At 67.0% G+C, this 25,121-nt stretch carries 30 protein-coding genes and 1 pseudogene; 25 read left to right on the top strand and 6 right to left on the bottom strand.

The features are described 5' to 3' along the window. Positions 1-192 precede the first annotated feature (192 nt). The 5 genes from E1289_RS25420 (at position 193) to E1289_RS25400 (ending at position 4,188) form a co-directional block, all read left to right on the top strand. Complete coding sequence (locus E1289_RS25420; RefSeq protein WP_131984391.1) at positions 193-1,104, top strand: hypothetical protein; 912 nt, start codon at positions 193-195, stop codon at positions 1,102-1,104. A 74-nt stretch (positions 1,105-1,178) separates the two neighbouring features. Next, a complete protein-coding gene (locus E1289_RS25415) occupies positions 1,179-1,490 on the top strand; it encodes a hypothetical protein (protein WP_131984389.1) in 312 nt (103 codons plus the stop codon). 7 nt (positions 1,491-1,497) lie between these two features. After that, the gene (locus E1289_RS25410; RefSeq protein WP_131984387.1) at positions 1,498-2,139 is read left to right on the top strand and encodes a hypothetical protein; all 642 of its coding nucleotides are present in this window, start codon (positions 1,498-1,500) and stop codon (positions 2,137-2,139) included. Positions 2,140-2,290: 151 nt separating this feature from the next. Next, positions 2,291-2,674 (top strand): hypothetical protein, encoded by a 384-nt coding sequence (locus E1289_RS25405; RefSeq protein ID WP_131984385.1) that lies wholly within the window; start codon positions 2,291-2,293, stop codon positions 2,672-2,674. Positions 2,675-2,697: 23 nt separating this feature from the next. Then, the gene (locus tag E1289_RS25400; protein ID WP_131984383.1) at positions 2,698-4,188 is read left to right on the top strand and encodes a hypothetical protein; all 1,491 of its coding nucleotides are present in this window, start codon (positions 2,698-2,700) and stop codon (positions 4,186-4,188) included. Between the two features lie 143 nt (positions 4,189-4,331). Here E1289_RS25400 and E1289_RS25395 read toward each other — a convergent pair whose 3' ends face one another. After that, complete coding sequence (locus tag E1289_RS25395) at positions 4,332-5,174, bottom strand: class I SAM-dependent methyltransferase (protein ID WP_243713131.1); 843 nt, start codon at positions 5,172-5,174, stop codon at positions 4,332-4,334. A 351-nt stretch (positions 5,175-5,525) separates the two neighbouring features. Between E1289_RS25395 and E1289_RS25390 the strand changes: the two genes are divergently transcribed. Both E1289_RS25390 and E1289_RS25385 read left to right on the top strand, forming a co-directional pair. After that, entirely contained in the window at positions 5,526-5,834 is a 309-nt protein-coding gene (locus E1289_RS25390; RefSeq protein ID WP_131984381.1) for a helix-turn-helix transcriptional regulator, read from the top strand. Continuing rightward, positions 5,831-6,796, top strand: coding sequence for an HD domain-containing protein (locus E1289_RS25385; protein WP_131984379.1), 966 nt, complete (start codon positions 5,831-5,833; stop codon positions 6,794-6,796). Before E1289_RS25390 ends, E1289_RS25385 begins: the two co-directional genes overlap by 4 nt. 352 nt (positions 6,797-7,148) lie before the next feature. Here E1289_RS25385 and E1289_RS25380 read toward each other — a convergent pair whose 3' ends face one another. The 3 genes from E1289_RS25380 to E1289_RS25370 form a co-directional block, all read right to left on the bottom strand. Then, on the bottom strand, positions 7,149-8,045 hold the full coding sequence (locus tag E1289_RS25380; RefSeq protein WP_131984377.1) for an aminoglycoside phosphotransferase family protein: 897 nt from the start codon (positions 8,043-8,045) through the stop codon (positions 7,149-7,151). A gap of 153 nt (positions 8,046-8,198) precedes the next feature. Next, positions 8,199-9,095: a phosphotransferase gene (locus E1289_RS25375; protein ID WP_131984374.1), complete on the bottom strand. Its 897-nt coding sequence runs from the start codon at positions 9,093-9,095 to the stop codon at positions 8,199-8,201. A gap of 20 nt (positions 9,096-9,115) precedes the next feature. Beyond that, on the bottom strand, positions 9,116-10,327 hold the full coding sequence (locus E1289_RS25370) for a hypothetical protein (RefSeq protein WP_131984372.1): 1,212 nt from the start codon (positions 10,325-10,327) through the stop codon (positions 9,116-9,118). A gap of 483 nt (positions 10,328-10,810) precedes the next feature. Here E1289_RS25370 and E1289_RS25365 point away from each other — a divergent pair, with 483 nt between their 5' ends. From E1289_RS25365 to E1289_RS25320, 10 genes and pseudogenes are all read left to right on the top strand, one after another. Continuing rightward, the gene (locus E1289_RS25365; RefSeq protein ID WP_131984370.1) at positions 10,811-11,128 is read left to right on the top strand and encodes a hypothetical protein; all 318 of its coding nucleotides are present in this window, start codon (positions 10,811-10,813) and stop codon (positions 11,126-11,128) included. Then, on the top strand, positions 11,125-11,397 hold the full coding sequence (locus E1289_RS25360; protein WP_131984368.1) for an SAM-dependent methyltransferase: 273 nt from the start codon (positions 11,125-11,127) through the stop codon (positions 11,395-11,397). Before E1289_RS25365 ends, E1289_RS25360 begins: the two co-directional genes overlap by 4 nt. Beyond that, complete coding sequence (locus tag E1289_RS25355; protein WP_131984366.1) at positions 11,394-12,284, top strand: SAM-dependent methyltransferase; 891 nt, start codon at positions 11,394-11,396, stop codon at positions 12,282-12,284. Before E1289_RS25360 ends, E1289_RS25355 begins: the two co-directional genes overlap by 4 nt. Beyond that, positions 12,281-13,822 carry an ATP-binding protein gene (locus E1289_RS25350; protein ID WP_165970605.1) on the top strand — a complete coding sequence of 514 codons (1,542 nt, stop codon included), beginning with the start codon at positions 12,281-12,283 and terminating at the stop codon, positions 13,820-13,822. The genes E1289_RS25355 and E1289_RS25350 overlap by 4 nt, the downstream gene beginning before the upstream one ends. A 50-nt stretch (positions 13,823-13,872) precedes the next feature. Beyond that, entirely contained in the window at positions 13,873-14,361 is a 489-nt protein-coding gene (locus tag E1289_RS25345) for a roadblock/LC7 domain-containing protein (RefSeq protein ID WP_207929137.1), read from the top strand. Next, on the top strand, positions 14,348-14,806 hold the full coding sequence (locus E1289_RS40190) for a DUF742 domain-containing protein (RefSeq protein WP_131984362.1): 459 nt from the start codon (positions 14,348-14,350) through the stop codon (positions 14,804-14,806). The genes E1289_RS25345 and E1289_RS40190 overlap by 14 nt, the downstream gene beginning before the upstream one ends. Continuing rightward, positions 14,796-15,419, top strand: coding sequence for an ATP/GTP-binding protein (locus E1289_RS25335; RefSeq protein ID WP_131984360.1), 624 nt, complete (start codon positions 14,796-14,798; stop codon positions 15,417-15,419). Before E1289_RS40190 ends, E1289_RS25335 begins: the two co-directional genes overlap by 11 nt. After that, positions 15,409-16,005 carry a GAF domain-containing protein gene (locus E1289_RS25330; protein WP_131984358.1) on the top strand — a complete coding sequence of 199 codons (597 nt, stop codon included), beginning with the start codon at positions 15,409-15,411 and terminating at the stop codon, positions 16,003-16,005. Before E1289_RS25335 ends, E1289_RS25330 begins: the two co-directional genes overlap by 11 nt. A gap of 84 nt (positions 16,006-16,089) precedes the next feature. Further along, positions 16,090-17,319: an acyl-CoA dehydrogenase family protein gene (locus tag E1289_RS25325; RefSeq protein ID WP_243713129.1), complete on the top strand. Its 1,230-nt coding sequence runs from the start codon at positions 16,090-16,092 to the stop codon at positions 17,317-17,319. A 133-nt stretch (positions 17,320-17,452) separates the two neighbouring features. Further along, positions 17,453-17,611: pseudogene (locus tag E1289_RS25320) on the top strand (BldC family transcriptional regulator); the annotation flags it as partial. Positions 17,612-18,254: 643 nt separating this feature from the next. Here the strand turns inward: E1289_RS25320 and E1289_RS25315 are convergent. After that, the gene (locus E1289_RS25315) at positions 18,255-18,773 is read right to left on the bottom strand and encodes a topology modulation protein (RefSeq protein WP_243713128.1); all 519 of its coding nucleotides are present in this window, start codon (positions 18,771-18,773) and stop codon (positions 18,255-18,257) included. Between the two features lie 401 nt (positions 18,774-19,174). Here E1289_RS25315 and E1289_RS25310 point away from each other — a divergent pair, with 401 nt between their 5' ends. The 5 genes from E1289_RS25310 (at position 19,175) to E1289_RS25290 (ending at position 22,255) form a co-directional block, all read left to right on the top strand. Continuing rightward, the gene (locus E1289_RS25310) at positions 19,175-19,345 is read left to right on the top strand and encodes a hypothetical protein (protein ID WP_347813591.1); all 171 of its coding nucleotides are present in this window, start codon (positions 19,175-19,177) and stop codon (positions 19,343-19,345) included. A 3-nt stretch (positions 19,346-19,348) separates the two neighbouring features. Then, positions 19,349-19,888: a DUF6879 family protein gene (locus E1289_RS25305; RefSeq protein ID WP_207929136.1), complete on the top strand. Its 540-nt coding sequence runs from the start codon at positions 19,349-19,351 to the stop codon at positions 19,886-19,888. A 9-nt stretch (positions 19,889-19,897) separates the two neighbouring features. After that, complete coding sequence (locus E1289_RS25300) at positions 19,898-20,746, top strand: helix-turn-helix transcriptional regulator (protein ID WP_131984354.1); 849 nt, start codon at positions 19,898-19,900, stop codon at positions 20,744-20,746. 143 nt (positions 20,747-20,889) lie between these two features. Then, entirely contained in the window at positions 20,890-21,420 is a 531-nt protein-coding gene (locus tag E1289_RS25295; protein WP_131984352.1) for a hypothetical protein, read from the top strand. A 22-nt stretch (positions 21,421-21,442) separates the two neighbouring features. Next, positions 21,443-22,255, top strand: coding sequence for a phosphotransferase (locus E1289_RS25290; RefSeq protein WP_165970604.1), 813 nt, complete (start codon positions 21,443-21,445; stop codon positions 22,253-22,255). Positions 22,256-22,666: 411 nt separating this feature from the next. On the opposite strand, the gene soxR is transcribed toward E1289_RS25290, so the two are convergent. Beyond that, the gene (soxR, locus tag E1289_RS25285; RefSeq protein ID WP_131984348.1) at positions 22,667-23,122 is read right to left on the bottom strand and encodes a redox-sensitive transcriptional activator SoxR; all 456 of its coding nucleotides are present in this window, start codon (positions 23,120-23,122) and stop codon (positions 22,667-22,669) included. Between the two features lie 117 nt (positions 23,123-23,239). Between soxR and E1289_RS25280 the strand changes: the two genes are divergently transcribed. The 3 genes from E1289_RS25280 to E1289_RS25270 all read left to right on the top strand — a co-directional run. Next, entirely contained in the window at positions 23,240-24,103 is an 864-nt protein-coding gene (locus tag E1289_RS25280; RefSeq protein ID WP_207929135.1) for an NAD(P)H-binding protein, read from the top strand. Between the two features lie 309 nt (positions 24,104-24,412). After that, on the top strand, positions 24,413-24,640 hold the full coding sequence (locus tag E1289_RS25275) for a hypothetical protein (RefSeq protein WP_131984346.1): 228 nt from the start codon (positions 24,413-24,415) through the stop codon (positions 24,638-24,640). A gap of 111 nt (positions 24,641-24,751) precedes the next feature. Next, positions 24,752-25,121: MBL fold metallo-hydrolase (locus E1289_RS25270; protein ID WP_131984344.1), on the top strand; the 370-nt coding region annotated here is incomplete at its 3' end.

Below are 25,121 nucleotides of genomic sequence, written 5' to 3'. Positions count from 1 at the left end.
CCCCAAGAGCGCCCCCGGCCATCGGCGGCGCACCGCCTGGCGGCAACCGAATTCCCCCAGCAGCGGCCCAGCCCGGACCCAAACGACGGCCGGCCATCGAACAGGCCCGCGCCGGACGCACAGCGACAACCGCGCAAGCACCGCCCCTGACGCACCACACCCGCCGCACCCAGCCGACCAGATGGAGGTTGCATGGCCGAAGCCGGCGCCGAAGAGTTCGCCCAGTTCGGAGCCGCAGCCCTGGACGCCTTCCAAGCGCTCTTCGAGGAAACCGAACACCTCGACCACCGCGGCAACGACGACCACGCCCGCGAACTCCTCGGCGATCTACTGATCGACCTCATGCACTACGCCCAACACCGCGGCCTGGAATTCAACGACATCCTCGCCCAAGCCCACGGCCACCACCTCAGCGAAAGCAACAGCCCCGACGTCTACGCCATCGGCTCCACCGTCCAACTCGACGGCCCCACCGCAGACGAAGCGATCCTCCTAGGCCACCCAACCCGAGGCACCATCACCGGCCTCCTCGTCCCCAACCACGGACCCACCGAGTACTACATCCACTTCCTCGGCCAAACCCACAACCAGAAGGTCATCGCAGCCGACCTGAAACCAGCCCCGCCCTTCCCCGCCACCACCACAACTCAAGGCCTCATCAACGACCCACTACACGCCGAGGAACTCCTCATCCAAACCATGACGCGGATCGGCCAAGCCGACATCCACGGCCTCCGACCACACCAAGACGACCTCAACAATCAGAGAGCCCTGCTCGACGCCCTCGTGGCCTGGAACGACATGGAAAAGCACAACGTCCGACCTCCTCCTCGCCAAAGTCGCACCCCACCTATCAACGGACACGCAACACCCACCGGCCCCGGCCAAGCCCCTCAACCCCGCGCAGCTCGCCGCGCAAGCCTTCCCCACACCGCTCGCCGAAGGACTTCCCGCTCAGCTCCCGGCCCCACAGAACACATCGACGCAACGCCCCGCCGACGCAGCAACCCGGCGTCCCAGCCGCGGCCGATGACAGCCCAGCTCACAGCCCACGTCCTCGACCACCGGTCCAGGCCGGACACCGAGACCCGGAGGTTCCGCTGAAACACCTCTTCAACTACGCCACCCGGCAGATCAAGTCCGCCGACTCACTCCCCGCGCTCCTCGCAGCCGCCTTCATGGGACTGGAACTGATCGGCGACGCCACCACCGTCCTAGCCCAGACCGCACCCGAAGACGCCTACCAAACCGCGCTCACCGAAGCCACCGACGCCTGGTGGGCACTCACCGAAGCACCCACCCTCGCCTGGCCCCAAGCCTCCATGCCCGACACCGAGACCGAAGAACTCGCCACCGCCATCGCCGCCCTCGTGCTGGAGGTCACCGAAGCCATCCTCAACGTCGCCTCCAAAACGACCGACCCCGCCGACCGAGTGGCCTGCCTCAAAGCCGTCCACCACGCCGGCCACGTCCACGCCGCACTGAGGTAAGCGGCCCATGAAACACGCCGCCACCAGGCAAGTCACCCGCGCCGCTCACGCCCTAAGGGCGTACGAACAGGTCGCCTTCTCCGGAGAACCCTCACTGCTGCAACACGACAGGATCCACACCGAAGCGCTCCTAGCGGCCCTGATCTGCGACCTGGAGCACTACGCCAACCATCACGGCATCGCCTTCTCCAACGCCGTCAGCGCCGGCCGCGCAATCCACGCCGAAGAGAACGCCGACCAGCCCACCTACACACTCGGCGACCAGGTACGACTCACCCGGCAATCCGGCCGCTGCGGCACCATCATCGACTGGAAGAACCTCGCCCCAGACGACCAGACACACTTCCTCATCGACGTGCCAGGGGTCCCGTTCGTCTACGCCGAAGCGGCCACGCACCTCGCACCAGCGCCACCGTTCCCGCCCACAGCCACCAACCTGGGCACAGTCACCCACGCCAACCAGGCCGCCCAGACCTACACCAGCATCGCGGCCCGGCTCCCATCCACAGCCGAACCAACCCGCCGTGCCCTACAACACGACGCCCATAAGCTCCTCGACGCCCTGAGCTCGTGGAGCGGCATCACCATCACCCAGCTCCGCGACGGACTCGCCCCTCCGCCCCAGCGGAAATCGACAACGCAAACCTGACTCCACGCCCAGGTCTCAACACCTGCAACCCGACGAAACGAGCACTTACATGCCCGGCCACCCCGCACGCCATCGTCCCCACGCCCGTATCCGCCCCAGCCCGACCAGCAGGCCGAACACCGCCCCACCACCCAAACCGGAGGACAGCCCGATGACCCACGAACGCGAACACCAAGACGTCCGGCACGGCTGGTTCACCGAGATCCTCGGCAGCGCTCTCAACGACCTGGCCCACGCCGAACGCGTCATCACCGCCTACGCCGCCCAAGAACCGGACGGATTCATCGCCTGGGGCATGGCCGAAGGTGAAGCCGTCCAAGCACACCAAGCACTACGTCAGGCGCCGTCCCTCCACACCGCCACCCCGACCGACTACACCACCGTCAACGCCACCGCCGACGCCCTCTACGAACTCGCCAGGAAGATCTCCCAGAGCCTGGTCCGGGCCGCCGAACTGGCCAGCGATCCCGACGACAAGATGGCCTGCCTCCAGGCCGCCCTGCACGCCGGCCGGCTCCAAGAAACCCTGCGGTAGCCGCCATGGCCACCTTCGGGGAGATGACCGCACTGGCCACCGACCACCTCACCGACCTGCAACACCAACTGCACACCAAACGCCTCGCCCGCGACCTCGCCCGGCGCGCGGTCCAGCCCGAACTCGCCCGCCTCACCCACGTCCTGGCCCGCTACCACGACCAGATCGCCAACGGCTTCGGCGACCCGCACCCACACACCACCGGCCTGAGGGACGCCGCTCAGCGCGCCAGCACGCTCATCAATCAAGCCGAACGAATCCTCGGCCCACCAGCAGACACCGAAACACCGCGGTCGGCCCTTGCCCAGAAACTCCGCGCCACCTCCATCGCCCTGGGCTGCGGCCTCGACCTGCTCTCCACTCATTTCCCGGTCAACAGCGACAACGACAAGCCGACAGCAACCGGTGCCATCATCACCGCCCCCGATACAGCCCGCTCGCTGCTCCACCAACTCAGCACCCACACCGCCACCGTCGCTCACCTCATCCAACGCACACCATCACCCGCGAACGACGCCAGCGGCCTCCTCCTGCGCGCCGCAGTTCTGTCACGCATACACAGCGAAACCGAACCCCGACGCACCATCATCGCCGTCCCCTTCCACGGCATCCCACAACGCCGCCCACCAGAAGCTGGCGAAGACCTCACGCAAACCATCGCCGGGATCAGCGCCAGCATCCGACGCCTGAGCAACCCCCAGACCACCACTTCGGTCACCACATGGCGCTACCTCGCCAGAGCCGCCACCATCGTCTGCGACCTCAACCTCAAAACCATCCAGCAACTCATCTACCGCATGAAGGAACTAGACGAACCCGACCACCGATCAGCCCTCCAAACAGCAGCCACAGCAACAAAACAAACCGGCAAGAAATGGAGAGACATCGTCCGACGCTGGGACGAGCAAACAAACCACCACGGCCACCCCGCCAACGGCCCAGCAACCGACGCGAGCGACCTCATCCTCCGACTAGGCCGCCTAATCCACGCAGACCCGGCCTGGACACCAAGCCCCCGCGCCTCCTACCGAATGAAGCCACCCGACGAACTAGCCCCCGACCTCACCCAAGCAGCCCGCATCGCAACTATCACCCTGAAAGCCATCGACGCCTACAACACACTCGCAGCCAACCACCGCGCAGCAATAAACGACGCAGCAGTACTGGGCATCCTCCACAAACAGCGTGAGCATCCAACCCACCTGCCGCGCATCCCAGCGTCAGCACGGCAACTATCCAAGGCCTACGAAGCCGCAGAGGCAAAGGGCTACGAGGCGATGACTTCGCTCGGCCAAGCAATCCAGGCCATGGGTCCACACCCACGATATGCCGAAGAAGTGCACCTAATCATCCGACAAGCGACAACGGCCCACAACGAACAAGCTCAGACCCGCCTAGTCGCAGCAGATTTCCCAACCTCCATCGCAGATTGCCTGGAAGCTCCCCAAGCCACATACCAGCACGGCCGGCATCACGAACGAACTCACCCACCCCGCCGAGATCTACCGCACTGACACGTATGCATCATCCCTGCTGCACTTCCCGACCACCCTGACCCCCATACAGCAAAACACACCAGCCTGACCGCAAACCGGACGCTGCTCTGCGCTCCATCGCACCTCCACAACTACAGAAGGCTCATCCCGGACGTTGGTGTCTATCCCTTGATCGCTTGCAGTGTGTAGCTGGCGGCCAGCCGTTCAGGGTGGCGGGTCAGACGCCATTCGCCGGTCTCGTCCATGGTCATGTGTCCGGGCAGGGCCTGCCAGGGGACGCTGTCGTGCTCGGTCAGGCCGGTCAGCCGCATTCCGGCCGCGAGCAGCGCGGTGACGGTCTCGCCGAGCCCATGGTTCCATTCGTGGGTGAGCGCGTGGGTGAACCTGGCCTCGGTCTGCACGTAGGTCCCAGGCTCGTCGGATATCACCGGCTCGGCGGTTTCGAAGTAGGGGTAACGCAGGCTAGGCGGGCTGGCGGTCTCGTCCAGTGCGAACAGCATGGGGTGGCCCTCGCGGATGAACAGGCGGCCGCCCGGTCGCAGCAGGTCGGCGACGACGCGGGCCCATCGCGCCACGTCCGGCAGCCAGATCAGGGCGCCGATCCCGGTGTAGACCAGATCGAAGCCCTCGCGGCCGAAGACCTCGACGGCGTCATAGAGCTCTGCGTGGCGGAAGTCGATGGTGCTGCCCGTGCCGGTGGCCAGTCGCCGCGCCTGGTCCAGCGCGGCCGCGGAGAAGTCCAGGCCGCTCATCGTGGCGCCCAGGCGCGCCAGGGACACGGTGTCGGTGCCGATGTGGCATTGCAGGTGCACGGCACGCAGCCCGGTCAGATCCCCAAGACGGGGGCGGTCGAACCGGACGACGCCACTGAGGTACCCGGGGTCGTTGATGAACCGATCGAATCCGTAGTCGGGGGAATCGGCATGCGCCGAGGCCCGTTCGTCCCAGTTGGCCCTGTTAATCGCCACATAGTCGTCCACACCGGCACTGTGGCAGCGCGCCACGCCCTCACCAAACGAATATTCGCGCCCCCCACAGCCGGCACCGGAGCACCGGTGCGGCAGCACCTCGTTGCCGGCCGTATCGCGGGCACCCTTCTCAGATCCGAGTACACGCCCCGCGGCATGAGAGCGCATGACGGACACAGGCCGACCAGTCACCGTGCCGACCCGACCTGACGAAGGTGTATAGCTTCTTCGCTCGGTACCGGATGGGGGAGATCGGATACGGTGCCGGTGCCGCCACGTCCAACATGGCATCCTCCACCCGCGACGGGTCAGACGGATGTGGCCTCGGAGGTATGTCACTGTCCGCACTGAATGTCTAGAGTTCGATATATGGCGGATGGTCCTCGGATGACCCTGCAGACAATGCTCGTGTTGGACGCGATGCTGTCCGATCCGGCCAAGCGGCGTTTCGGGCTTGAGCTGTGCGCGGAGACCGGCCAGCCCAGCGGCACCATCTATCCGATTCTGGCCCGCCTGGAGCGCTTCGGCTGGATCGAAGGCCGCAAGGAATCTCCGGCCGAGCACCTGGCCGGGGGGCGGCGCGCCCGCTACTACTACACGCTCACTGACGAGGGGGCGGCGCGGGCTCGCACTGCACTCGAGCGGGCCCGGCGATCGCGCGGACCGGCCGTCAACCTCCGGACGGCGACCTCATGACCGCCGCCCTGGAGTCACTGCTGGCACGGTTGCCCGCCGATCTGCCGGTCACCGAACGTGACAGGGTTCGGCGCGCGTACGATTTCGCCGCACGCCGCCATGCAGGCCAGTGCCGCAAGAGCGGCGATCCCTACATCACCCATCCGGTTGCCGTCGCGCAGATCGCTGCCTGCTCGGGATTGGACGACGTGGTCGTCTGCGCCGCGCTGTTACACGACGTCATCGAGGACACTGGATGCCATGCCGTCCGGCTCCGCGAGCAATTCGGCGACGAGATTGCCACCATGGTCGAAAGCATGATCGAGCTGGATCGGGACGAGGCGGCCATCGCCGCCGCCGCCGACCGCGTGCTCACGCTGAAAGTGCTGGACAGGCTGCACAACATGCGTACCCTGCGCTACCTCGACGAGGACAAGCAGCGGCTCAAGTCCCGGCACACCCTGGAGTCGATGGTGCCGCTCGCCCGGCGGCTCGGCCTGCGCGATGTCTCCGAAGAACTCGCCTCGATCGCCCTCGACCGTTTGGCCTCTCTGCCCGAGGACGCCCCCGCCGGTCACCGCGCGCTCGCTCTCGGCGCGCTCTTGCTCCCGCCCGCGGCCAGGGCCCGTTATCTGGACGAATGGCTTGGCGAGATCGGTGCCCTGCCGAGCCGTCGCGCCCGGGCCCACTTCACGCTGCGGCTCATCCTGGGCATGCCGGCACTTTCCCTGACACTGCGCCGCCCCGCGCACGAGACGCTCACTCACCGGCTTCTGGTCGCCCTCCGCTGGATCCTGCGAACCGACCTGCGCACGTGGACGCCGCTGGTGCTCCTGGTCGGCTGGGTGGTCGTGGAGACATCCCGGACGAGCCTCGTCGACGCCACAGTCACCCTGATCACCGTGCCGCCCGTCCTCCATGCCGGCGTCACCCGCCTGCGGACGAAACTCGGCATCGACGATTCAGACCAGACGTCCTCCTAGCAGGCTCAATCCACCGGCATCACCGCTCTGTTCGCGGCATGAGCGGATGTCTACGCCGAGGATGAGATCCTTGTAGCGCAGGTGTCGAAAACCTGGTCGTGTTCACCGACCAGCCTTGCGCCTGTTAGTGTCTTGACCTGCTGTTTCGCGTCGCATACATGTTCGTGACGTTAGGTTAGGTGGCAACCGCCGGCCCGGAGCCGATGACTTTCGTAGCGTTAGGGCCTATGCCAGGGTTCCTGTGCTAGGAACCAGGCAGGTGGGTTCGGCATGGTTGGTCTCCGGCATCGAGAGCTCCTGGGGCATGGATATCCCTGAGGACGGGAGCGTCGGGGGCCTGCGCATTGCGCGGTCAGGTGTGGGTGCGTGCGAGTTCCCTGAGCGCGTTGCGGCCGCGATCGATGAGCACCTGATCGTTGTTGGCCAGTCCTGCGGCCAGGTAGGAGGCGGCTAGTCGGGTCGTCAGCAGGAGCAGGGCTTGGTGCTCTTTGGTGGTCAGTTCGCGTCCGTATCCGGTGAAGAAGGATTTCCTCAAGTCGGAGCGCGTCGGCCACACCGCTCCGGACAGCCAGATCATGTCCTGGACTGCCAGGGCGTGGCCGGCCATCTCGAAGTCGATCAGCCCGAGGGTCTGCGTCTTGGCGTTCCACACCCAGTTTCGCGGGGAGAAGTCGCCGTGCAGGTAGACCAGCGGAAGATCCGCAGTCAGCGCGGGGAGGTCCCGGGCCACTTCGCTCACCAAGGCCCGTTCTGCACCGGTCAGATGGCGGTTGAGGTTGTCGAGGCAGGCGGAGGCTTCGGATGCCTGGTTGTCCATGGAGGCCATGACGCCTTTTCGTGCCTGTGGCGATACGGGTTCGGCGTGATCGTGCCAGCGGCGCAGGAGCCGTCCGGCGAGCTCGTGCACTTGGGCCTCCACCGTCGCGGTGAGCGGCAGTTCCCGGACGACCTTCCCGTCCAGCGCCGTCACCAGGATGGCCTGCAGGGCAGGATCGGCGGCGATCAGACGCGGGGCTTCCTCCCGGCTGAGAGCGGCAGCAGCATGGCGGTAGGCGTCCGTCTCGCGTTTATGGCTTTCCGGAGATGGGCTGATCTTGACGTACACCGCGGTGGTACCGGCCTCCAAGCGCCAGACTCTCGACTCGATGCGCTGCGGCCAGGACGCATCGATGGCGCAACCGACGCCGGGCAGGTGGTCGGCCAGCCATCGGCGCAGGTCAGCAGGCAAGGATGCGGCGTCGAGCCTCATGATGCTTTTCCGATATCACGATGGGCGAAGAAAGGCAGCGAGCGTCTCCGCGTTGCTTGGGGCGGCGTGCATGACCGGTGCTCATCGGCGCTTGAGAAGGAGAAGTTTGGTCGTCACAGCATGTTGGCATACGAGTTCCGCAGTGTGATCCAGCTATTTCGTCGGTGAGTTCCACCGGGTGGAAGTGTCGCCGTTCCGCAGTGAAGCGATGCGATGGGCGACTTCGTGGCGGGTCCGGTGGTCGGTGGGGGCTTTGCGAATGTAGGGGCTCAGGCCGGTGATCTCACGGGTCTGGATGAGGGTCTCGGCGCCTGGCCAGTCGCGGACGTCCCAGCCGTAGGTGACGGTGAACCGGCGCAGGTCGTGCTCAGTGTGGCGGTTGAAGCGGCGGGCCATGTAGTACGCCTGGACTAGATCCCATTCTCTGGGGCCGAGGGCTACGTGGTCCCAGTCTCCGAGGACGGTCTTGCCTGTGGTCAGGCGGATGATGTTGTTGGTGTGGGCGTCGCCGTGGATCAGCCCGGTCGGGAGCGCTGGGGTGAATTCTGTCCAGCGGTGCCGCAATTGCTCGATCCGGTCACGTAGCCAGGCGCGGTCTTCGCCGGTCATGCCGTCCGGGTGCTGCTTGACGGCGGCCGCCACGCTCTCGAACGGGTCGGTGAGGTGCTGCAAGGGGATTGGTGGGCTGGGCTGGCGGTGTAGTTCGCGGAGTAGTCGGCCGAGTTCGGCCCCGTTTCCGGGTGGCTCCTCGTCCACGTCTAGGAGTCGCCAGATTGAGACAACTCGTCCGAAGACAGAGAACGGATCTACGTCGGCAGGCTCCACGCAGGGGTAGCCGCGCGAGGCAAGCCAGCGTGTGACGGCTACGGAGGAGGTGATCGCGTCGAGCGCACCGGGGTTGCCGGCGATGCGCACCAGCAGCCGTGCGGTGGGGAGTGCGATCGCGCTGTTGCTGTGTTGATGCACCAGTCGAGCGTCGTTGACGGGAACCTGGCAGCGGGCGGCTACTTCGGCCAGAGCGGCCTGGTCTTCAGGCGACATGCCGGGCATGAAGTAGCGATCCCTCCTGTTCAGAGGCCACAACCTTGTAGGACTGGCTCTGCTGCCTCCCGCAGCTCGGTGACGGCCGGGGTGTCCTCATACGGGGTGAGCACGTCGAGGACCTCTCCGATCCGGATGCACACTCGTCGCGACGAGACCTTGGGGGCGAGGTCGACGAGCTGGTGGCCCGCAGCGCACGCGGCCTCGACTTCCAGAGCCTGGGCGTGTCCAATGGCAAGGACGCCGAGCGTGAACGCGCGTGGCCGGGCAGCGGTGCGTACCGTAAGGCACTCTTCGGCGGCTTGGACGGCCTGACGTCCCATACCGAGGTTGACATAGCAGCGCGCCTCCTCGTGGCGCAGATGTCCGTACCCGTAGGCGTCCATCCAATCCGGCTCCTCGGCGCTGCCGGATCTCTCGTAGGCGGCCCAGATGGTGCCGAGGACGCGCTGAGTTCGGGCCCGGTCGCCGGTCAGCGACCAGGCCAGCGCGTGCTTGGTGGTCAGGAACGCGCGACCGAGAGGCGGGGCTGAACGTGCGACACCTGCCGCACCTTCGGTGTAAGCCAGTGCCTGCTGGATAAAGGTCGCGCGCCGGTTGGGGCGGGCGGTGAGCGCTGCCTGGTGCATCTCGTGCTCGCCCCGGCGAGACAGCACCCAGGCGGTCAGCGTCGTATCAGCGCTCTCTGCTGCCATGCTCGATGCCCTGCCGAGCAGGCTCATGGCTCGGTCCAACTGGTCGGCGTCCAGGTGCATCGCGGACACCCGCAGCGTGAACTCCGTAGCCAGACCGAACAAGCGTCGTTTCAAGGCATCGGGAGCCTGTCCACGCAGCATCGGTTCGACCACGTCGGTCAAGTAGTCATTGGCTTGCCGGCGGATGCGGTGTCCGCCGAACCGCCGGTCCGCGGCCATGAGGGCGGTCAGCATCATGCGGATCGCCTCGACGTCTCCCTCGGTCGGTCCTGGGCTGGGAGGGAGTTGCGGGCCGTCTCCGAACAGTTCTTCTTGGCTCATGCTCAACGCCTGTGCATAGAGGATCCGGTAACGCTCGGTGATCCGTCGAACCTGACCATCTTCCCACCGCTCGACATATCGGATGATGCTGCGTTCGGTGGGCATTTTGTGTGGATATTCGGAGGCTTCCCGCAATTCGTGGGCCATTCGTGGGATATCCCAGCCGCGGGCCCGACGCTCGCGGCGCAGGCGCGCACGAATCTCAGGGGTCGTCTCATAAGCCACGAGCGTGCACCTCGCTGCTGACGGATCAAGGCGCGACATCAGAGATGTCGGAAGTTGTCGACCATTGTCGGCTAGAGGCTCTGGGCGCGAAAGCGATCTGCTGGAAGTAGCCGATTTACCACCACCGAGCGAGGTATCGATGTCTGCCGAGCAACGTGTCCACCCGGTCCTGCTTCCCCTACCAGGGCAGCCGGACCGCGGAAGAGTGCGGCGTCGCGGTGGCTACCAGCTTCGGTGCGGCAGCAGGGGCGCGTGTCCCCCGGCCCGCTCCAGCTGCCGTTTCCCGGCCCCAGGAGGACGGCTCTGGGGCGGGCTGCACGGACCAGAAGCACTCCATGGGTGGTCGTTCCTGGTCCGTGCGGCCCCATGGGAGCCGTCTGCCTGGGCCTGCCTGCGGGAGCCGGGGTGTCTCACCGGCCTGGCACCACTGCGTGGCTGCTTGGCCACAGCCCTTGCCACGGTGATATCGGCCAGGCCGGCGACGTGGGCGTCCGCTTCGCCTTTGTGCTCGTTACAGCACGCCTGCAGGGCACGCTGCTTCCCCCTTCCTTCTCCCGTTTCTTCCTGTTCAGAGGTTCCGTCATGGCTTCTGCCGATACGTCATCCCCCGCGGACGTCAAAGCCGCGTTGCAGCGCGACTTTCCTGGGTGGAGGTTCCTGCGCTCGGATCGGGGGCGCTGGTGGGCGCTGTGCGGACCGCTACCGCCGGAACGCATCAACGAGGTGGACACGGTGGTGGCCGACACCGAGGAACAGCTTCGCGTGGAACTCGCCGAGCTCACCGGCACGGTGACCCCATGAATGCCGTTACAGGCCCGTCGTTCGATAAGCCGAGCACTGCCCGGATGTACAACTACTACCTCGGTGGCAAGTCGTGCTTCGAGGTCGATCGCGTCGCCGCCGAAGGTGTGCTCCAGTCCGCCCGCGACACCATGGACATCGCGCGAGAGAGCTTCCTGTTCGCCGGACGAGCGGCCGCCTGGGCGGCCAAGACCCACGGCATCGGGCAGATGCTCGACAGCAACGTCGGCATCGTCGGGGTCCGCACCGAGGTCAGGAGTGCGGCATGACCGAGGGCGGCGCCAACTCCAGCTGGAGCCCGTATCTCCCGACCGCCCCGGAGTTCAACTGGGCGGCGGCCACACGTGACCTCGGCGACATCGGTACCGCGATGCCGTCCATGCCGCGCCTGTGGAACTTCTGGGCCGGCGGCAAGGACAACTTCCTCGCCGACCAATCCTTCGGCGAACACGTCGAGGCCATCTACCCGCGGATCGTGGATATGGCGTACTCCCGGCTGAGGTTCCGCGCCCGCGTGGTGCGGACCTTGATCGGCGAGCACGGGATCGGCCAACTCCTGGTCGTCGGTACCGATCTGCCGCTGCGCGACGAGGTCCACGACGTGGCGCAGCAGGTCGATCCGACGGTTCGCGTGGTGTACGCCGACTCCGACGCTTTAGTCATGTCGCACGCGCGTGCACGGCTGAACTCCGCCTGGTGGGACGGGTCCAAGCACGTCGAGGCAGGGCTTGAGGATCCCGACGCGCTGATGGAGGGCGTGGCGCAGACGTTGGATCTGGCCGAGCCGGTCGGGGTGTTGCTGGTCAACAGCCTGGATGGTCTCGACGACGCAGCAGCAGCGCGTGGTCTGGATGTCCTGCGCGCGGCGCTGCCGAGGGGGAGTTGCATTGCGATCTGCCATCTGACGGGGGCGACCGCACGTGGGCTGGCCGCCCTGGGCGCGGCACGGGGCCTTCGGATATCCGGCTCACCGCACGCCCGCGTCCCGGCCGATGTGCGGGCCTGGTTCGCGGCGTTGGACCTGATCGAACCCGGTGTGGTTTCGGTTCCGCGTTGGCGGCCGGAGGCATCGCCCTGGCCCATGTCGGGGCCGGTCGATCTGTGGTGCGGCGTCGGCAGCGTCCCGGGAGCGCGGCCAAGGCGGGTGACGCGGTGACTGCGTCGAACTCGACTCCAGGTTCGTCCGCGCCGGCACACGCCTCGCCCCCGGATCCGGGCCGGTGGCTGTGGCTGCTCGGGCTGGTCCTGCCCGCCTGCATGGTGGTGTACGTCGTGGTGGTGTACGCCCTCAACGGCAGTGCGGGCGGAAAGGGCCTCGCGCTGACCTTCGTGGCCGTGGGGCTGGCCGGGGCGGCAATGCTGGTGATGGTGGCTCTGGAACGCCAGCACGAGGCGGCCATGCGAGTCCAACGCGGCCAGGGCAGCGAGGTGGCGTGGCTGCGGCGTCAGGCCGTCGATTCCGCGAAGGCGCTGCAGCAGATGACCTCCCGCCAGCAGCACGCCGATAACGAGATCGCGTGGCTACGCGGCCATGTGGCGGGTTCATCGGTGGCTACTCAGCCGAGAATCGGTGAATCGGCTGACCATCTCGACCGGGCCGAAACACGACTGAACTCAATCACCAGACAGTTGGAGCAACTGCTGGCGGGCATGGTGACCGCCGACGCTCAGGGCACCTCAGCCGTTGAGCTGGGGCACGGTGAGGAGCCCGACCGGGAAGTGCTGGTCTACGTCGGGCATCGTGTGCACTCATTGGTGAGCCGGATGCTGGAATGCCTCAAGGCCACCGAGCGGGAGCAGGAAGACCCTGATCTTCTTGATGATCTGTACCGGATCGAGCACCTGGCCACCCAGCTGCGTCGCGCGGCAGAGAAGCTGGCCGTGCTCGGTGGTCACACCGCACGCCGGGCCAAGTCTCCGATGCCGATCTCCACGGTGCTGCGCCAGGCGATGGCCGAGGTCGAGGACTTCACTCGGGTTCGCCTGACGCTCCCTGACGACGAAGTGGAGATTCCGGGGTACGCGGGCCCGGACGTCATCCATGTCCTTGCGGAGTTGGTCGAGAACGCGACCAAGTTCTCCGATCCGAAGACGATGGTGCAGCTTTCCACGGCACGGACACCCACCGGACTGAGCATCGAGGTCTGCGACCAGGGTTTGCCGCTGACGCCGGAGAAGCTGGCGGACCTGCGGCGGATACTGGACGTCCCGCACCAGGTCAGCCCGCGGGAGCAGGTCAGGCAAGGGCAGATCGGGCTGCTGGTCGCCGCCCGGTTGGCCGCTCGGCACGGCCTCCGGATCGAGTTGCACTCGGACGCTTCCGGAACACGGGCCCTGGTCGCCCTGCCGCGCAGTCTGCTGGCGGCCTCGGTCCCGACGGCTCGAACGGCGGAAGCGCCGTTGGAGCCGCACCGTCCCGAGCTGCCGCGGCGCCACCGCGTCGCCGCTGAGCCCGCATCCCCTGTGGCTGCCCGGCCATCTCCTCCAGCGATCGGCGACAAGCCGGCTCTCCCTCGGCGTAGCCACGCCCCACCTGCAGCACAGCCCCCGGCGTACCAGTCGGCGGGTCCGGTATCGGGTCCAGGCCGACCGCCGACGCCGGGACTGATGGGAGCTTTCACCGCCGGTGTCCGGGACGGGAAGGGCGACCGACAGCCGACCGTCCCGCACACCAACGAGCCGGAGAGCGGCTGACCCCCACCAGCCTCAGATCCCGGCCTTCTCGAACGTACGGAGAGACATACATGACCATGCACAAGCCCCCGGCTCCGGCCACCTCGGTCCGGGTCGACGACGGGTTGAGCTGGCTATTGACGAAGTTCGTCGAGCGCGTGACCGGAGTCAGCGGCGCTCTCTTGGTCTCGCGGGACGGCCTGAAGATGGCGGTCTCAGGTCTGCAGATCGACCAGGCGGACAAGGCGGCAGCTTGGATGGCCAGCCTGCACTCCTTGGCCCGGTCCGCCGGCTCCATCAGCGGGTCGGCGTCCGGCGGTTTCCGGCAGGCCATCGTGGAGGACGACGACGTTCTCGTGTTCGTGATGAGCGCCGACCATGCGGTGGTGGAACAGACCGGCGACCGGACCGGCCTGGTCGGCAGCGTCCTGGGAGTCCTGGCCTCCCCAGGCGCCGACCCCAACACGGTGGGCTTCGAGATGAGCTTGCTGATCAAGAGCGTGGCCGACCACATGGTTACCGCAATCCGCAACGGCGAGCGCCCTGATGGCGGCCGATGACATGGCCGCCTCGGCGGGCTGGGGCCCGCGGCAACCACCGGCCCGCTCGGCAGTGGACCCGGCACGGTCGTCCGGCGGGGATCAGGCATGGGTCATCTACGAGGCCGAAGAGCTGAGTCTCTACGCGATTACGGGCGGCCGGACCCGCCCGCAGCATTCAATGCGGCTCGTGACCCTGTTGGAGGTCGCAGACCCCGCCAGCGCCAAAGGAATGGCACCGGAGGCCGTCCAGGCCGTCGAGTTGTGCCGTGCCGGGCCATGCTCGGTCGCCGAGATCGCCGCCCGGATCGGTCTCCCCATCCAGGCCACCAAGATCGTCCTGTCGGACCTGATCGACTCCGGTGCATTGGTCATGGCGCTGCCTGGCTCTGAGGCGTCCGACCATCTGCAGCTGCTGGAGGCGCTGCGGTCAGGCCTGGAGACGAGGCTGTCCGATGTCGCCTGACATGCGCGCCGAAGGGCACAGGCCCACCACCGTGAAGATCATCGTTAGCGGCGGGTTCGGTGCCGGCAAGACGACGCTGATCAGTGCAGCCAGCGAGATCGAGCCACTGACCACCGAGGAGTATCTGACAGAGGTCAGCGACGGGATCGACTCCCTCGCGGGAGTGGCGCGTAAGGCCACCACCACCGTCGCCCTGGACTTCGGCCGCCTCACCTTCCGCGAGCAGCAGATGGTGCTGTACCTGTTCGGCACACCGGGCCAGGACCGCTTCTGGTTCACCTGGGACGACCTGGTCGTCGGCGCGGTCGGCGCCGTGGTGCTCATCGACACCCGCCGCCTGGCCGACGGTTTCGCCGCGGTCGGCTACTTCGAGCAGACCGGGACGCCGTTCGTCGTGGCGATCAACGAGTTCGACGACGCCCCTTATCGCTACTCCCCCGCCGAAGTTCGCGCCGCTCTCGAAGTGCCCGACCGTGTACCGGTCGTGCGCTGCGACGCCCGCGTCCCCAGTTCGGCCATCACCGTCCTGCTCACCCTGGTCGACCACGCGCTCACCTACGAGTACGAGCAGCCCCACCCGTCCGCCCCAATGGAGCAACCACATGCGGTATGACACCGACTCCGGTCTGGAAATCCCAACCTGGCATGACACAGCCCAGGAGCGCCTGAGGCTGCTGGCCGAAGTCGGCTTGGACGGCACCCCAGACGCCGAGTTCGACCGGTTCGCCGCTCACGTGTCCGGCACATTTGCCGCCGAGCTGGGCAGCGTCGGCAAGGGACTGTACGCAATGGTGAACCTGTTCCTGCCCGAGGCGCAGACCTTCGTCGGCCTGCACAACCCACCAGGGGCCAGGGCTGTCGCCCGGACCATGGCGCCCGATCACGGGTTCTGCCCCGAAATGCTCGACCGCACCAAGGCACTGGTCTTGGCTGACGTGTGCGCGAAACCCCAGTTCGCTTCGAACCCGGTGGTCGACAAGCTCGGGGTACGCACCTACGCCGGAGCGCCGCTCGTGCATGAGCAGGCCGGGACGGTGCTGGGCAGTGTGTGCGTGGTGGGCACCAGTCCTCTTCCCAAGGAAACCCGCCAGACGTGCCTCGCGCTCATCAAACGGCACCGGAACGCACTCGTTGAGCTGCTCGGCCAGCGCGCCAGCGCGAGCAGCGGCCGCCACAGCACCGGCTCCCAGGGCGGCTGAACAGGCGGCTAGCCCGACCGCAGCCGATGACGATGCCGGACTGACCCGCCGGCAGGGTCCCACGAAGTGGAAGGGGATGTGTCCGTGTTCGAGACCGAAGATCACCAGCATCTGCGCGAAACGGTCCGGGCCTACGCAGCGAGCGAGGTCGTGCCGCACGTGGCCCGTATGGAGTCCTCTCAAGCCGTCGACAACGAGACCTCAACCTCGATCGCCCGGCAGGGATGGATCGGGGTGACCATCCCCCGCGAGTACGGCGGCATGGGCGCCGGCCACCTCGCCAAGACCATCGTGATCGAGGAGCTGGCCCGGGTGTCGGGCGCGATGGGCGCCATGGTCCAGGCGTCTCAGCTCGGGACGGCCAAAATTCTCCACTTCGGCACCGACGAGCAGAAACGGCGATGGCTGCCCCCGATCGCCACCGGTGAATCCCTGCCGACGATCGCGGTGACGGAACCGGGATCGGGCGGAAACGTCCTGGACATGGAGGCCACCGCTCACCGAGAAGGCGACGAGTGGGTGCTCAACGGCTGCAAGGTGTACGTCGGCAACTCCCACATAGGCCATGTCCACGGCATCGTCGTCCGCACCGGCCCCAAGGCGAAGCGTTCCCGGAGCCTGACGGCGTTCCTCGTCGAGCACGACCGGCCCGGCCTGCGGCTCGTCCCCTACAAGCCGTGCCTTGGCCTCCACGGATTCAGCTTCGGCGACCTGATTCTGGAGAACGTCCGGATCCCGGCCACCAACATGATCGGCGGTGAAGGCGACGGACTCGACGTCGCCTACAGCTCCAGCGTCCTGTACGGCCGCCCCAACCTGACCGCAGTCGCGCTCGGCATCCATCAGGCACAGCTTGACGAGACCGTCGCCTTCGCCAAGCAGCGCCACCGCCGCGGCGCACCATTGACCAATCTGGCCACGATCGAGCAGCGCATCGGGCAGATCAAGCAGCGGGTGATGACGTCCCGTGCCCTCGCCTATCAGGCCGTCCACATGCTTGACCACGGCCTGCCCTGCGACGACGAGCTCGTAGTCGCCAAGCAGTACGGCGTCGATTCGCTGTGGGAATCGGCCTTGGCCGCGATGAAGATTCACGCAGCCGCCGCGCTCCGGCGCGACCGTCCCATCGAACGCCTTGTGCGAGACGCCTTCCACATCGACGCGCCCGCCGGGACGGGCGACATTCAGCTGCACCGCCTGGCCGAATCCGCGCTCGACGCCAGCAAGGGCCAGTGGTCACGTCGATTCGCCCACTCGACGGCCCTGCACCCTCCTTCCAAGCCGTCCACGACCACGAAGGAGGACGCTGCATGATCTGTTCCCCCTAACCACCGCGCGGCAGCGCCCGCATCCACCCCCTTCAAGGGCGCGAGCCGCTCGAACCATCGCCAGATTCCGCTGGTCGCTGGGACACGCGCCCCCCTCACCCCTTCAAGAAACGGATCCCATGACTCCGCCTGAGCTGCTCACACCCGCCGAGGTCGCCGCCTTGTTCCGGGTGGACCCCAAGACCGTCACGCGCTGGGCGAAACTGCAAAAGCTGTCCTCGATTCGGACGATGGGCGGCCACCGCCGCTACCGCGCGGCCGAGGTCTACGAGCTCCTGAACAGCGAGCACCAGCCCACCCTGCACAACGCGCTAGAGACGCTGGTCGACGACCACTACGGCGGTGACCCCGCTCGCGCTTTGATCGACCTGGCAGACCGCTACGGTCTCGCCGTCACGTTCCTCCATCGGGCCTGGTTCACGCGGTTCGCGCAGCGCGACCTCACCGACATCGAGTGGAAACGCATCAGCGCCGAACTCGGGAACTTCAGCGACACCCTTTACGAGACCTGCGCCGACCAGTTGTCCGACTACGCCACCGCAGTGCTTCGAAGCGCAGGCGTCGCCGTCCAAAACTCGACCGTCTCTGGACTGCCGCCGCTGCCCGCACTGCCCAGCTCGACAGACGCCGGCCCTCCGGCGGCCACCTGAACAACCTCGATCGGCTTGTGCCCGCATCGATGAAGGTTCGGATCACCCGCTCGGCGGCAACGATGCCCCGCGCGCAGAACGAGCCTAGGCGAAGCGGGAGCCGTGTCGAGGCCGCGCGTGGGCATGCCCGGCGTCGCAGGACGGCGCGCAGTTCGTCGCATCAACGGCTGATCGCCAACCTGGACGGCGCCGGGGCACGCTCCTCACCCCGCGCATCCGGGCACGGCCAGCCAACCGGTGAGCCCGGCTACGTCGCCGCCCCTTCGATCGGTCAACGGGTCGTGCGCTCCAACTCTGCGGTGAGACGGTTGGCCTCACGGCGCGACCGCACGATGAACACCTCGGCGTCGCCGGCGTGCTCGTCGAGCAACGCACGCACGCGCGGCGCCATTTCCTTGCGGTAGCCCCAGATGTACTTGATGAAACCCCAGTTGATGGTGTCGTAGACGCCGTCGTTGTGCTGGCCACCGCGATAGCGCCAGCGTCGCTGGGCGATGCCCCACAGACAGGTGACGGCGGGCAGATCGAGGAAGACGACATGAGTTGCGCGGCGTAGCCGGATCGGGAGGGTGCCTGCATAGTTGCCGTCGATCACCCAACTCTCGGCGGCGGCCAGGTCTTCCTGGATCTCGGCGAACTTGTCTTGCGGCAGTTCGTTCCACGCGTCGTCGTAGTACACCGCGTCCAGATGCGTAATCGTGGTGCCGAGCGATGCAGCGAGCCGGCGACCGATGGTCGTCTTGCCACTGCCTCCACAGCCGATAATTGCGACTCGCCGGATAGGGCTCACGTGCCTGGACAGTACTGACTGATGGTCGGTGACGTGGGCCGTACACGCCTGATCAAGTCCGGGCCGCCAGCGGCGTACAGCGCGTGTGGGATGTGGTGCTCCTCGCGGGCGGCGGGGCGCCGATAGCCGATTTGTGGCCTGGCGTCAGGGTGTCGCGGTCCACGCCCTCTCTTAGTGCACTGTCCTTCGCGGCGCCTGGAGGTCTTGTCGCTCGAAGCGATACTTCCCCTGGTGGAGCCGCTGCGCGCACGTGGCAACAGGGCGAACCCGTTCTTCCCTCTTGACGCCGCTTCCAAAGTGGCACAGGCTTCTGAGCAAGTACTAGCAAGCGTCTGGGCGAAGGGGAGACCATGCGGCTACGGTTCCTCGGTACGGACTCGAATCAGGGCACCTGTCCGGCTATGTACGCCACTGACCGCGGAACGTACGTGGTGCAGGGCAAGGTCGTCACCGACACCGCGGCGCTCGGCGATGTCCGCAATCTGGCCGGGGACGAGACGCTTGTGGAGATCGACCCAAGCCTGGTGCGGCACCTGATCGAGCACTACCAGGAGCACCATCAGGGAGGGTGATCGGTGGCCGAGTTGCTGACCGGCGACCAACTCGGAGAGCTGTTCCACACCGTCCGGCGCTGCGCCTTCCGGTTGGAGACACGCGACCGCTACAACGTGCCCGATGAGCACCCTTCCTTCGAAGGGTTCTTGGGCGGTCACCGGGAACTGGACGAGTCGGTCAGCTCGGGCCCTTGGTACGACATGACCCGGCAAGCCGCCGAGGAGGGCCGCCCCTTCACTCGCGTGCGGGTGGTGACCGTGCCGCTCGGCGACTACTCCCGGTACGCGTTGTGGTCGGCTCAAGGCAACCTCGCGGCCGGCGAGGAGATCCGCTACCTCAACCGCGACCGTGCCGCTCGGCTGGGCCTCCCAGTGCGACCACCCTTGGACGCGTGGCTGTTCGACGACAAGCGTGTAGCCGTCCTGCACTTCGATGCCGACGACGCCTTCATCGGTGCCGAGCTGACGGACGAACCCGAGACCGTTGAGCGGCATCGGGCGTGGCGGCGGATCGCGTGGGACGCCTCGCTCAGCCGCGACGAGTTCATGCGGAGCCTGTAGCGATCGGTCATGTCCACGCCCCATCAGCAGGCGCGCGAGGCTCTAGGGCTGCGGCTACGCGAACTACGCCAGGACGGACGGCTTCCGCAGCGCCGGCTGGCCACGCTTGCGGGCTGGCATGAAAGCAAAGTCTCCAAGATCGAGCACGGCAAGCAGACTCCCAGCGAGGACGACATACGGACTTGGTGCCGTCTCGTCGGCGCCGAAGAGCATGTCCCGGATCTGATCGCGACCGTCCGGAACATCTCCAGCGCCTACATGGAGTGGCGGCGCGAATGGCGCGCCGGTGCCCACCGCCGGCAGCAGACCATCGCGGCGCAGGAGGCCGAGACGCGCCTGTTCCGGGTGTTCGAGCCGATCGTCATCCCCGGTCTGCTGCAAACGCGGGAGTACGCCGAGCAGCGGTTCCGCGACAACATCGCCTTCCACGGCACCGGCGGCGACGTCACCGACGCGGTGAATGCCCGGATGGAGCGACAGGAGATCCTGCGCCGCGGGGACCGTGACCGGCGCTTCCACATGGTCATGTGCGAAGTCGCGCTGACGATCGGCCTGGCCGACGACGACGTCCTGGTCGAGCAGTTGGAGCGGTTGCTCACGCTATCGATCCTGCCCCGCCTGAGCCTGGGCATCATCCCGACCCGGGTGCGGCACCGGCGCGCACCCAACCATGGATTCTGGGTGTTCGACGAGCGCCTCGTACTGGTCGACACCGCCGCCGCCGAGTTGGCCATCACCCAGCCGCGCGAGATCGCGGTGTACCTCCAGGAGTTCGAGTACCTGGCGTCATCCGCCGTTTACGGCGCCGCAGCCCGCGATCTCATCACTGCGGCAATCCGAACGCTGCGAGCAAGCTGAAGCAAGTTCCTAGCCATCGGTTCCAGGCCTGGACGACGCTGAAGAAGCCCCACAGCACTGCAGCCCCGGCTGGTACCCGTCAGGCCAGCCGGCGCGCGACCCGGACCGCGGCCACGCCTCAGCGCGCCCGCTTGGAGGATGCGATGACCATCACGACCACCCGCCCGGGACAGACGACCACCCAAGACCCTCGCGAGCTGGTCGAGGCCGACCTGTTCGCCACCCTGTCGGCCTACGTCGCCAAGGACCTGCACGTCACTCGCACCTACGCCGAAGGAGTGGTCGGGCAGGCGCTGGTGTGGCTGCGCGCCGTCGCCGAGAACCCCGGCGTCCGGCTCGCCATGTCCGAGAGCGTCGACCCCGGCTGGCACGCCTTCCTCCTCCACTCCCAGGACTACATGCGGTTCTGCGAGGAGAACCTCGGCTACTACCTGCACCACGTCCCGCCCGGCCCCGGGGTGAGCATGGGCGAGGAGGAGATCGCCCGGACCCTGCCCGCGTTGCACGCCACCGGCTACCGGGTCGAACTCGAACACTGGACCGGAGCCGCTTACCCGTGCTGCCCGCCCAACCCGTGCGTCGCCAAGGTCACCGATGAGGCCCGCCACGCGCGGTGCAACGGCAGGGGTGCACCACCGCCCGCGGCCGAGGTGTCCGGGCCGCACAGTGCCTGACCGCGTGGCAGGCTTTGCCCTCATGGATCGCATCGAGTGGCAGAGCCTGCCATCCGACCTGCACAGCGCCGTTCAAGACGAACTCGGGCCGATCATCAAGGTCGAGCCGACCAGCGAAGGCAGACGCTCCGCACTCGCCACCGTCGCCCATCTGAAGGACGGGCCGGTGTTCCTCAAAGGCGCACCCATCGCCAACGAACGCGCCGCCGCCCAACTCGACCGCGAAGCCGCCGTCAACCCCCACGTCCGCTCCGTCACGCCGGAACTGCTGTGCGACCTCACGGCCGGCGGGTGGAGGCTCCTCGGCTTCGAACATGTGCAAGGACGACGCGCCGACTACACCCCCGGCTCCCGTGACCTGAACGCCGTCCTCGACGTCTTCGCGACGCTGGAGCACCTGCAACTACCCACCACCGTGGACGTGATGTGGTTCGAAGGCCGCTGGTCCGACTACGCCACCGTCCCCCAACACCTCACCCAAATCGCCGGAACCGCCCTCCTGCACACCGACCTCAACCCCGGAAACGTCATCATCACCGGCACCGCAGCCCGGCTGGTCGACTGGGGAATGGCCTCCCGCGGCACCCCCCTGGTCAACCCTGCCGACCTGGTGATCAACCTCATCGCCTGCGGCCACGCACCCACCGAAGCCGAAGCCCTCATGGCCGGACTGGACACCTGGAAGAACGCCGACCCGGCCGTACTCGACTACTACGCCAGACTGCTGGCCACCACCTGGCTCGAAGCATTCTGGACACCCACCCACCCATGGGCCCGAGCCGTAGTCAACGCAGCCGTGCAATGGGCAATGCACCGCCGCCACTCGCGCCACTGACACAGCAACCATCCCCGTCCCGCCACCAGGATCTATGGCTTCGACAGCCACTCGCTCGACCGGAAGCCGAAGCCGCTTTCCAGGGGCAATTGGACTTCGCTGCGCTTGGCCTTCTTCGGGACGGAGAACACCAGGTGGCCTTGCGGGAGCGCCGGGAGCCAGCCAGCCGTATCTGGCCAGCATGGCTGCTACCTCCGGCTGGGTGAGGAGACCTCCGCCGCGATCACCGCCCAGGTCGGCCGACCGCCGCTGCGGCGCGTACTCCAGGCCGAATCCCGGTGACTGCGACGCATCACCTTCCCAGGCAACGTGGACCATGGTGAGGCGGTTGATCCGGCAGCAGAGCGGTCCTCGTCATGGTGGGCCGCGTCACCGGTATTCCGGTACGTGCCGGTAATTCACAGCCTGCTTTCAATCCTTGAGCAACCGGCGCGGCCCCGGTCCATGTCGGCTGAGTTTGTCCCCCGGGTTGATGAGGGCGCACTGGTCGAAGGAGAGGCAACCACAGCCGATGCACTCGGTGAACAGGTCCCGCATCCGCACCATCCGCTTGATCCGGACGTTGAGCATGTCCTTCCAGCACGCCGACGCACGCTCCCAGAACTCCTGTGTGGGCGCCGTGTCGGCCGGAAGGAACGCAAGCACGCCGCCGATGTCATCAAGCGGGATGCCGACGGATTGCGAGGCCTTGATGAAGGCGACCTGACGCAGCGTCGCGCGTGTGTACCGGCGCTGGTTCCCCGATGTCCGACGGCTGCGAATAAGCCCCTGCCGCTCGTAGAAGCGCAGCGCTGAGGCCGGAACGCCGCTGCGTTCAGCGAGTTCGCCGATGGTCAGCACATCTGCGTCCGGAGCCAGAGAGGTCATGGCGACCACACTATCTTGACTTAAACACGTGTTTAAGTCTGAGCATGGCAGGCGAGCTCGTTCGAGCCCGCCGCCCGAGCGTTGCGCGGGCGGTCCTCACACGAAGTGGAGCAGCGCGTGCCCCGGACCGATCCAGCCCCTACCGGTACAATCCTTGTCACCGGCGCGACCGGCAACGTCGGCCGCCATGTCGTCACCCAACTCCTCGACGCCCAAGTCAACGTCCGCGCCATGACCCGCAACCCCGACACGGCACCACTCCCCGCCGGCGTCGAGACGGTCCACGGAGACATGGATGCACCGGGCACACTCGGCGCGGCGTTCGACGGCGTGGACGCGGTCTTCCTGCTGTGGCCGCTGTTCTCCACTGCCACCGCCCCCGCCGTCGTGGACGCGATCGCCAAGCACGCGCGGCGGATCGTCTACCTCTCCGCGATGGGTAGCGGCGACTCCCGCCCAGACGGCTTCTGGGGCGAGGTCGAGGTCCTGATCGAACGTTCCGGCCTGGAATGGACCTTCGTCCGACCCGGCGGGTTCGCCACCAATGTCCTCGGCTGGGCGGACCAGATCCGCACCGACGGTGTTGTCCGCTGGCCGTATGGCGATGCCGGCCGGTCACTCATCCACGAGGCCGACATCGCAGCCGTCTCCGTCCAGGCGCTGCTGGACAACCAGCACGTCGGCGCGGCCTACTCGCTGACCGGGCCGGAGATCGTCACACAGGCCGAACAGGCCCGGATCATCGGCGAGGCAATCGGCCGCGAGGTGCGCTGGGAGGAACTGTCACCGAAGGAGGCGCGCAAGCAACTGCTCGCCGACTGGGGTGACGGGAGCTTCGTGGAACAAGCGCTGCGCGCGTGGGCGGACATGGTCGACAACCCGGAACCGATCACCCAAACGGTCGAGAAAGTCACCGGCACACCCGCACGCACGTTTCGGCAGTGGGCACTCGACCACGCCGACGACTTCCGCCCTCGGTAACGCCACAACCTCCGACGCCTATCCGCCGACCGCGCTCAGCCCTACGGAGCAGGTGCTCACCACGGTGCAATAGCTGGAGCGCGACGACCACGACGACCTGTGATGATCGGTGGGCCAAGCGATCAGCTGTTTGACGTAGGTCCTAAGCGGTGACTGCTCAGAATCTCTCCTCGTATCCGTCTTTCGCGCCCGCGATCGCCGCCCCGTGTTCACACTCTCTTCTCACGTAAGAGTAGAGTGCTGTTGAAAGTGGCCGGTGCCGCCCCGCCCCGTCGCCCGCAGGCGGGGCCGACAGACACGAGAGGGATCATGCCGACCTACCGAATCCAGCCGCAGAGGGGCGACCCGCAGACGGTGCAGGCGCTCCGCCTCCGCACCGACGACGAGCACGTCTACTTCGAGGATCGTGTACAGGGACACTGGCGGCCGATCCTCCGACTTCCCCTCGACGAGGTGGAACGGGTCCAGCGGCGTCTCAACGAGGACAACGGCTCCTGGATATGGGTGACCGAGCACGTGCGGCGCATGCCGCTGTGAACATCCGCGATCAAATCTTCACTTACGACATAGTAGGACCAGACGGCTGCACCAGGCAGCGTAGACGAGGGGAGCCCCGGCGGTGTCAGACGAGTCTGGGTCGATGACCGCATGAGCCGTCCGCATCCGGAACTCGGCCCGCCCCCGGCGCTGCCCCGCCGGGGGCTGCGGATCGTCGCGCTCGGCGGGCTCGGTGAGATCGGCCGGAACATGACGGTCTTCGAGTACGGCGGGAAGCTGCTGATCGTCGACTGCGGGGTGCTGTTCCCCGACCTCGATCAGCCGGGGGTCGACCTGATCCTGCCGGACTTCACCGCCATCAGGGACCGGCTGGACGACGTCGTCGGCGTGGTCCTCACGCACGGCCACGAGGACCACATCGGTGGCCTGCCCTACCTGCTGCGCGAGAGGCCCGACATCCCGCTCATCGGGTCGCGTCTCACCCTGGCGCTGATCGAGGCGAAACTGGTCGAACATCGCC

It is taken from the genome of Actinomadura sp. 6K520 (genome assembly GCF_004349245.1).
GTDB lineage: Bacteria > Actinomycetota > Actinomycetes > Streptosporangiales > Streptosporangiaceae > Spirillospora.
This window is presented reverse-complemented; position numbering and strand designations above follow the sequence as displayed.

Excerpts from the sequence above, each read along its gene's own strand:
- E1289_RS25415 (WP_131984389.1), top strand. The coding sequence starts at position 1,179 with ATGGGACTGGAACTGATCGGCGACGCCACCACCGTCCTAGCCCAGACC.
- E1289_RS25355 (WP_131984366.1), top strand. The coding sequence starts at position 11,394 with ATGACCGAGGGCGGCGCCAACTCCAGCTGGAGCCCGTATCTCCCGACC.
- E1289_RS25275 (WP_131984346.1), top strand. The coding sequence starts at position 24,413 with ATGCCGACCTACCGAATCCAGCCGCAGAGGGGCGACCCGCAGACGGTG.
- E1289_RS25290 (WP_165970604.1), top strand. The coding sequence starts at position 21,443 with ATGGATCGCATCGAGTGGCAGAGCCTGCCATCCGACCTGCACAGCGCC.
- E1289_RS25360 (WP_131984368.1), top strand. The coding sequence starts at position 11,125 with ATGAATGCCGTTACAGGCCCGTCGTTCGATAAGCCGAGCACTGCCCGG.
- E1289_RS25300 (WP_131984354.1), top strand. The coding sequence starts at position 19,898 with ATGTCCACGCCCCATCAGCAGGCGCGCGAGGCTCTAGGGCTGCGGCTA.
- E1289_RS25345 (WP_207929137.1), top strand. The coding sequence starts at position 13,873 with ATGACCATGCACAAGCCCCCGGCTCCGGCCACCTCGGTCCGGGTCGAC.
- soxR (WP_131984348.1), bottom strand. The coding sequence starts at position 23,122 with ATGACCTCTCTGGCTCCGGACGCAGATGTGCTGACCATCGGCGAACTC.
- E1289_RS25390 (WP_131984381.1), top strand. The coding sequence starts at position 5,526 with ATGACCCTGCAGACAATGCTCGTGTTGGACGCGATGCTGTCCGATCCG.
- E1289_RS25330 (WP_131984358.1), top strand. The coding sequence starts at position 15,409 with ATGCGGTATGACACCGACTCCGGTCTGGAAATCCCAACCTGGCATGAC.
- E1289_RS25385 (WP_131984379.1), top strand. The coding sequence starts at position 5,831 with ATGACCGCCGCCCTGGAGTCACTGCTGGCACGGTTGCCCGCCGATCTG.
- E1289_RS40190 (WP_131984362.1), top strand. The coding sequence starts at position 14,348 with ATGGCGGCCGATGACATGGCCGCCTCGGCGGGCTGGGGCCCGCGGCAA.
- E1289_RS25375 (WP_131984374.1), bottom strand. The coding sequence starts at position 9,095 with ATGCCCGGCATGTCGCCTGAAGACCAGGCCGCTCTGGCCGAAGTAGCC.
- E1289_RS25420 (WP_131984391.1), top strand. The coding sequence starts at position 193 with ATGGCCGAAGCCGGCGCCGAAGAGTTCGCCCAGTTCGGAGCCGCAGCC.
- E1289_RS25410 (WP_131984387.1), top strand. The coding sequence starts at position 1,498 with ATGAAACACGCCGCCACCAGGCAAGTCACCCGCGCCGCTCACGCCCTA.
- E1289_RS25310 (WP_347813591.1), top strand. The coding sequence starts at position 19,175 with ATGTACGCCACTGACCGCGGAACGTACGTGGTGCAGGGCAAGGTCGTC.
- E1289_RS25400 (WP_131984383.1), top strand. The coding sequence starts at position 2,698 with ATGACCGCACTGGCCACCGACCACCTCACCGACCTGCAACACCAACTG.
- E1289_RS25405 (WP_131984385.1), top strand. The coding sequence starts at position 2,291 with ATGACCCACGAACGCGAACACCAAGACGTCCGGCACGGCTGGTTCACC.
- E1289_RS25380 (WP_131984377.1), bottom strand. The coding sequence starts at position 8,045 with ATGAGGCTCGACGCCGCATCCTTGCCTGCTGACCTGCGCCGATGGCTG.
- E1289_RS25335 (WP_131984360.1), top strand. The coding sequence starts at position 14,796 with ATGTCGCCTGACATGCGCGCCGAAGGGCACAGGCCCACCACCGTGAAG.
- E1289_RS25295 (WP_131984352.1), top strand. The coding sequence starts at position 20,890 with ATGACCATCACGACCACCCGCCCGGGACAGACGACCACCCAAGACCCT.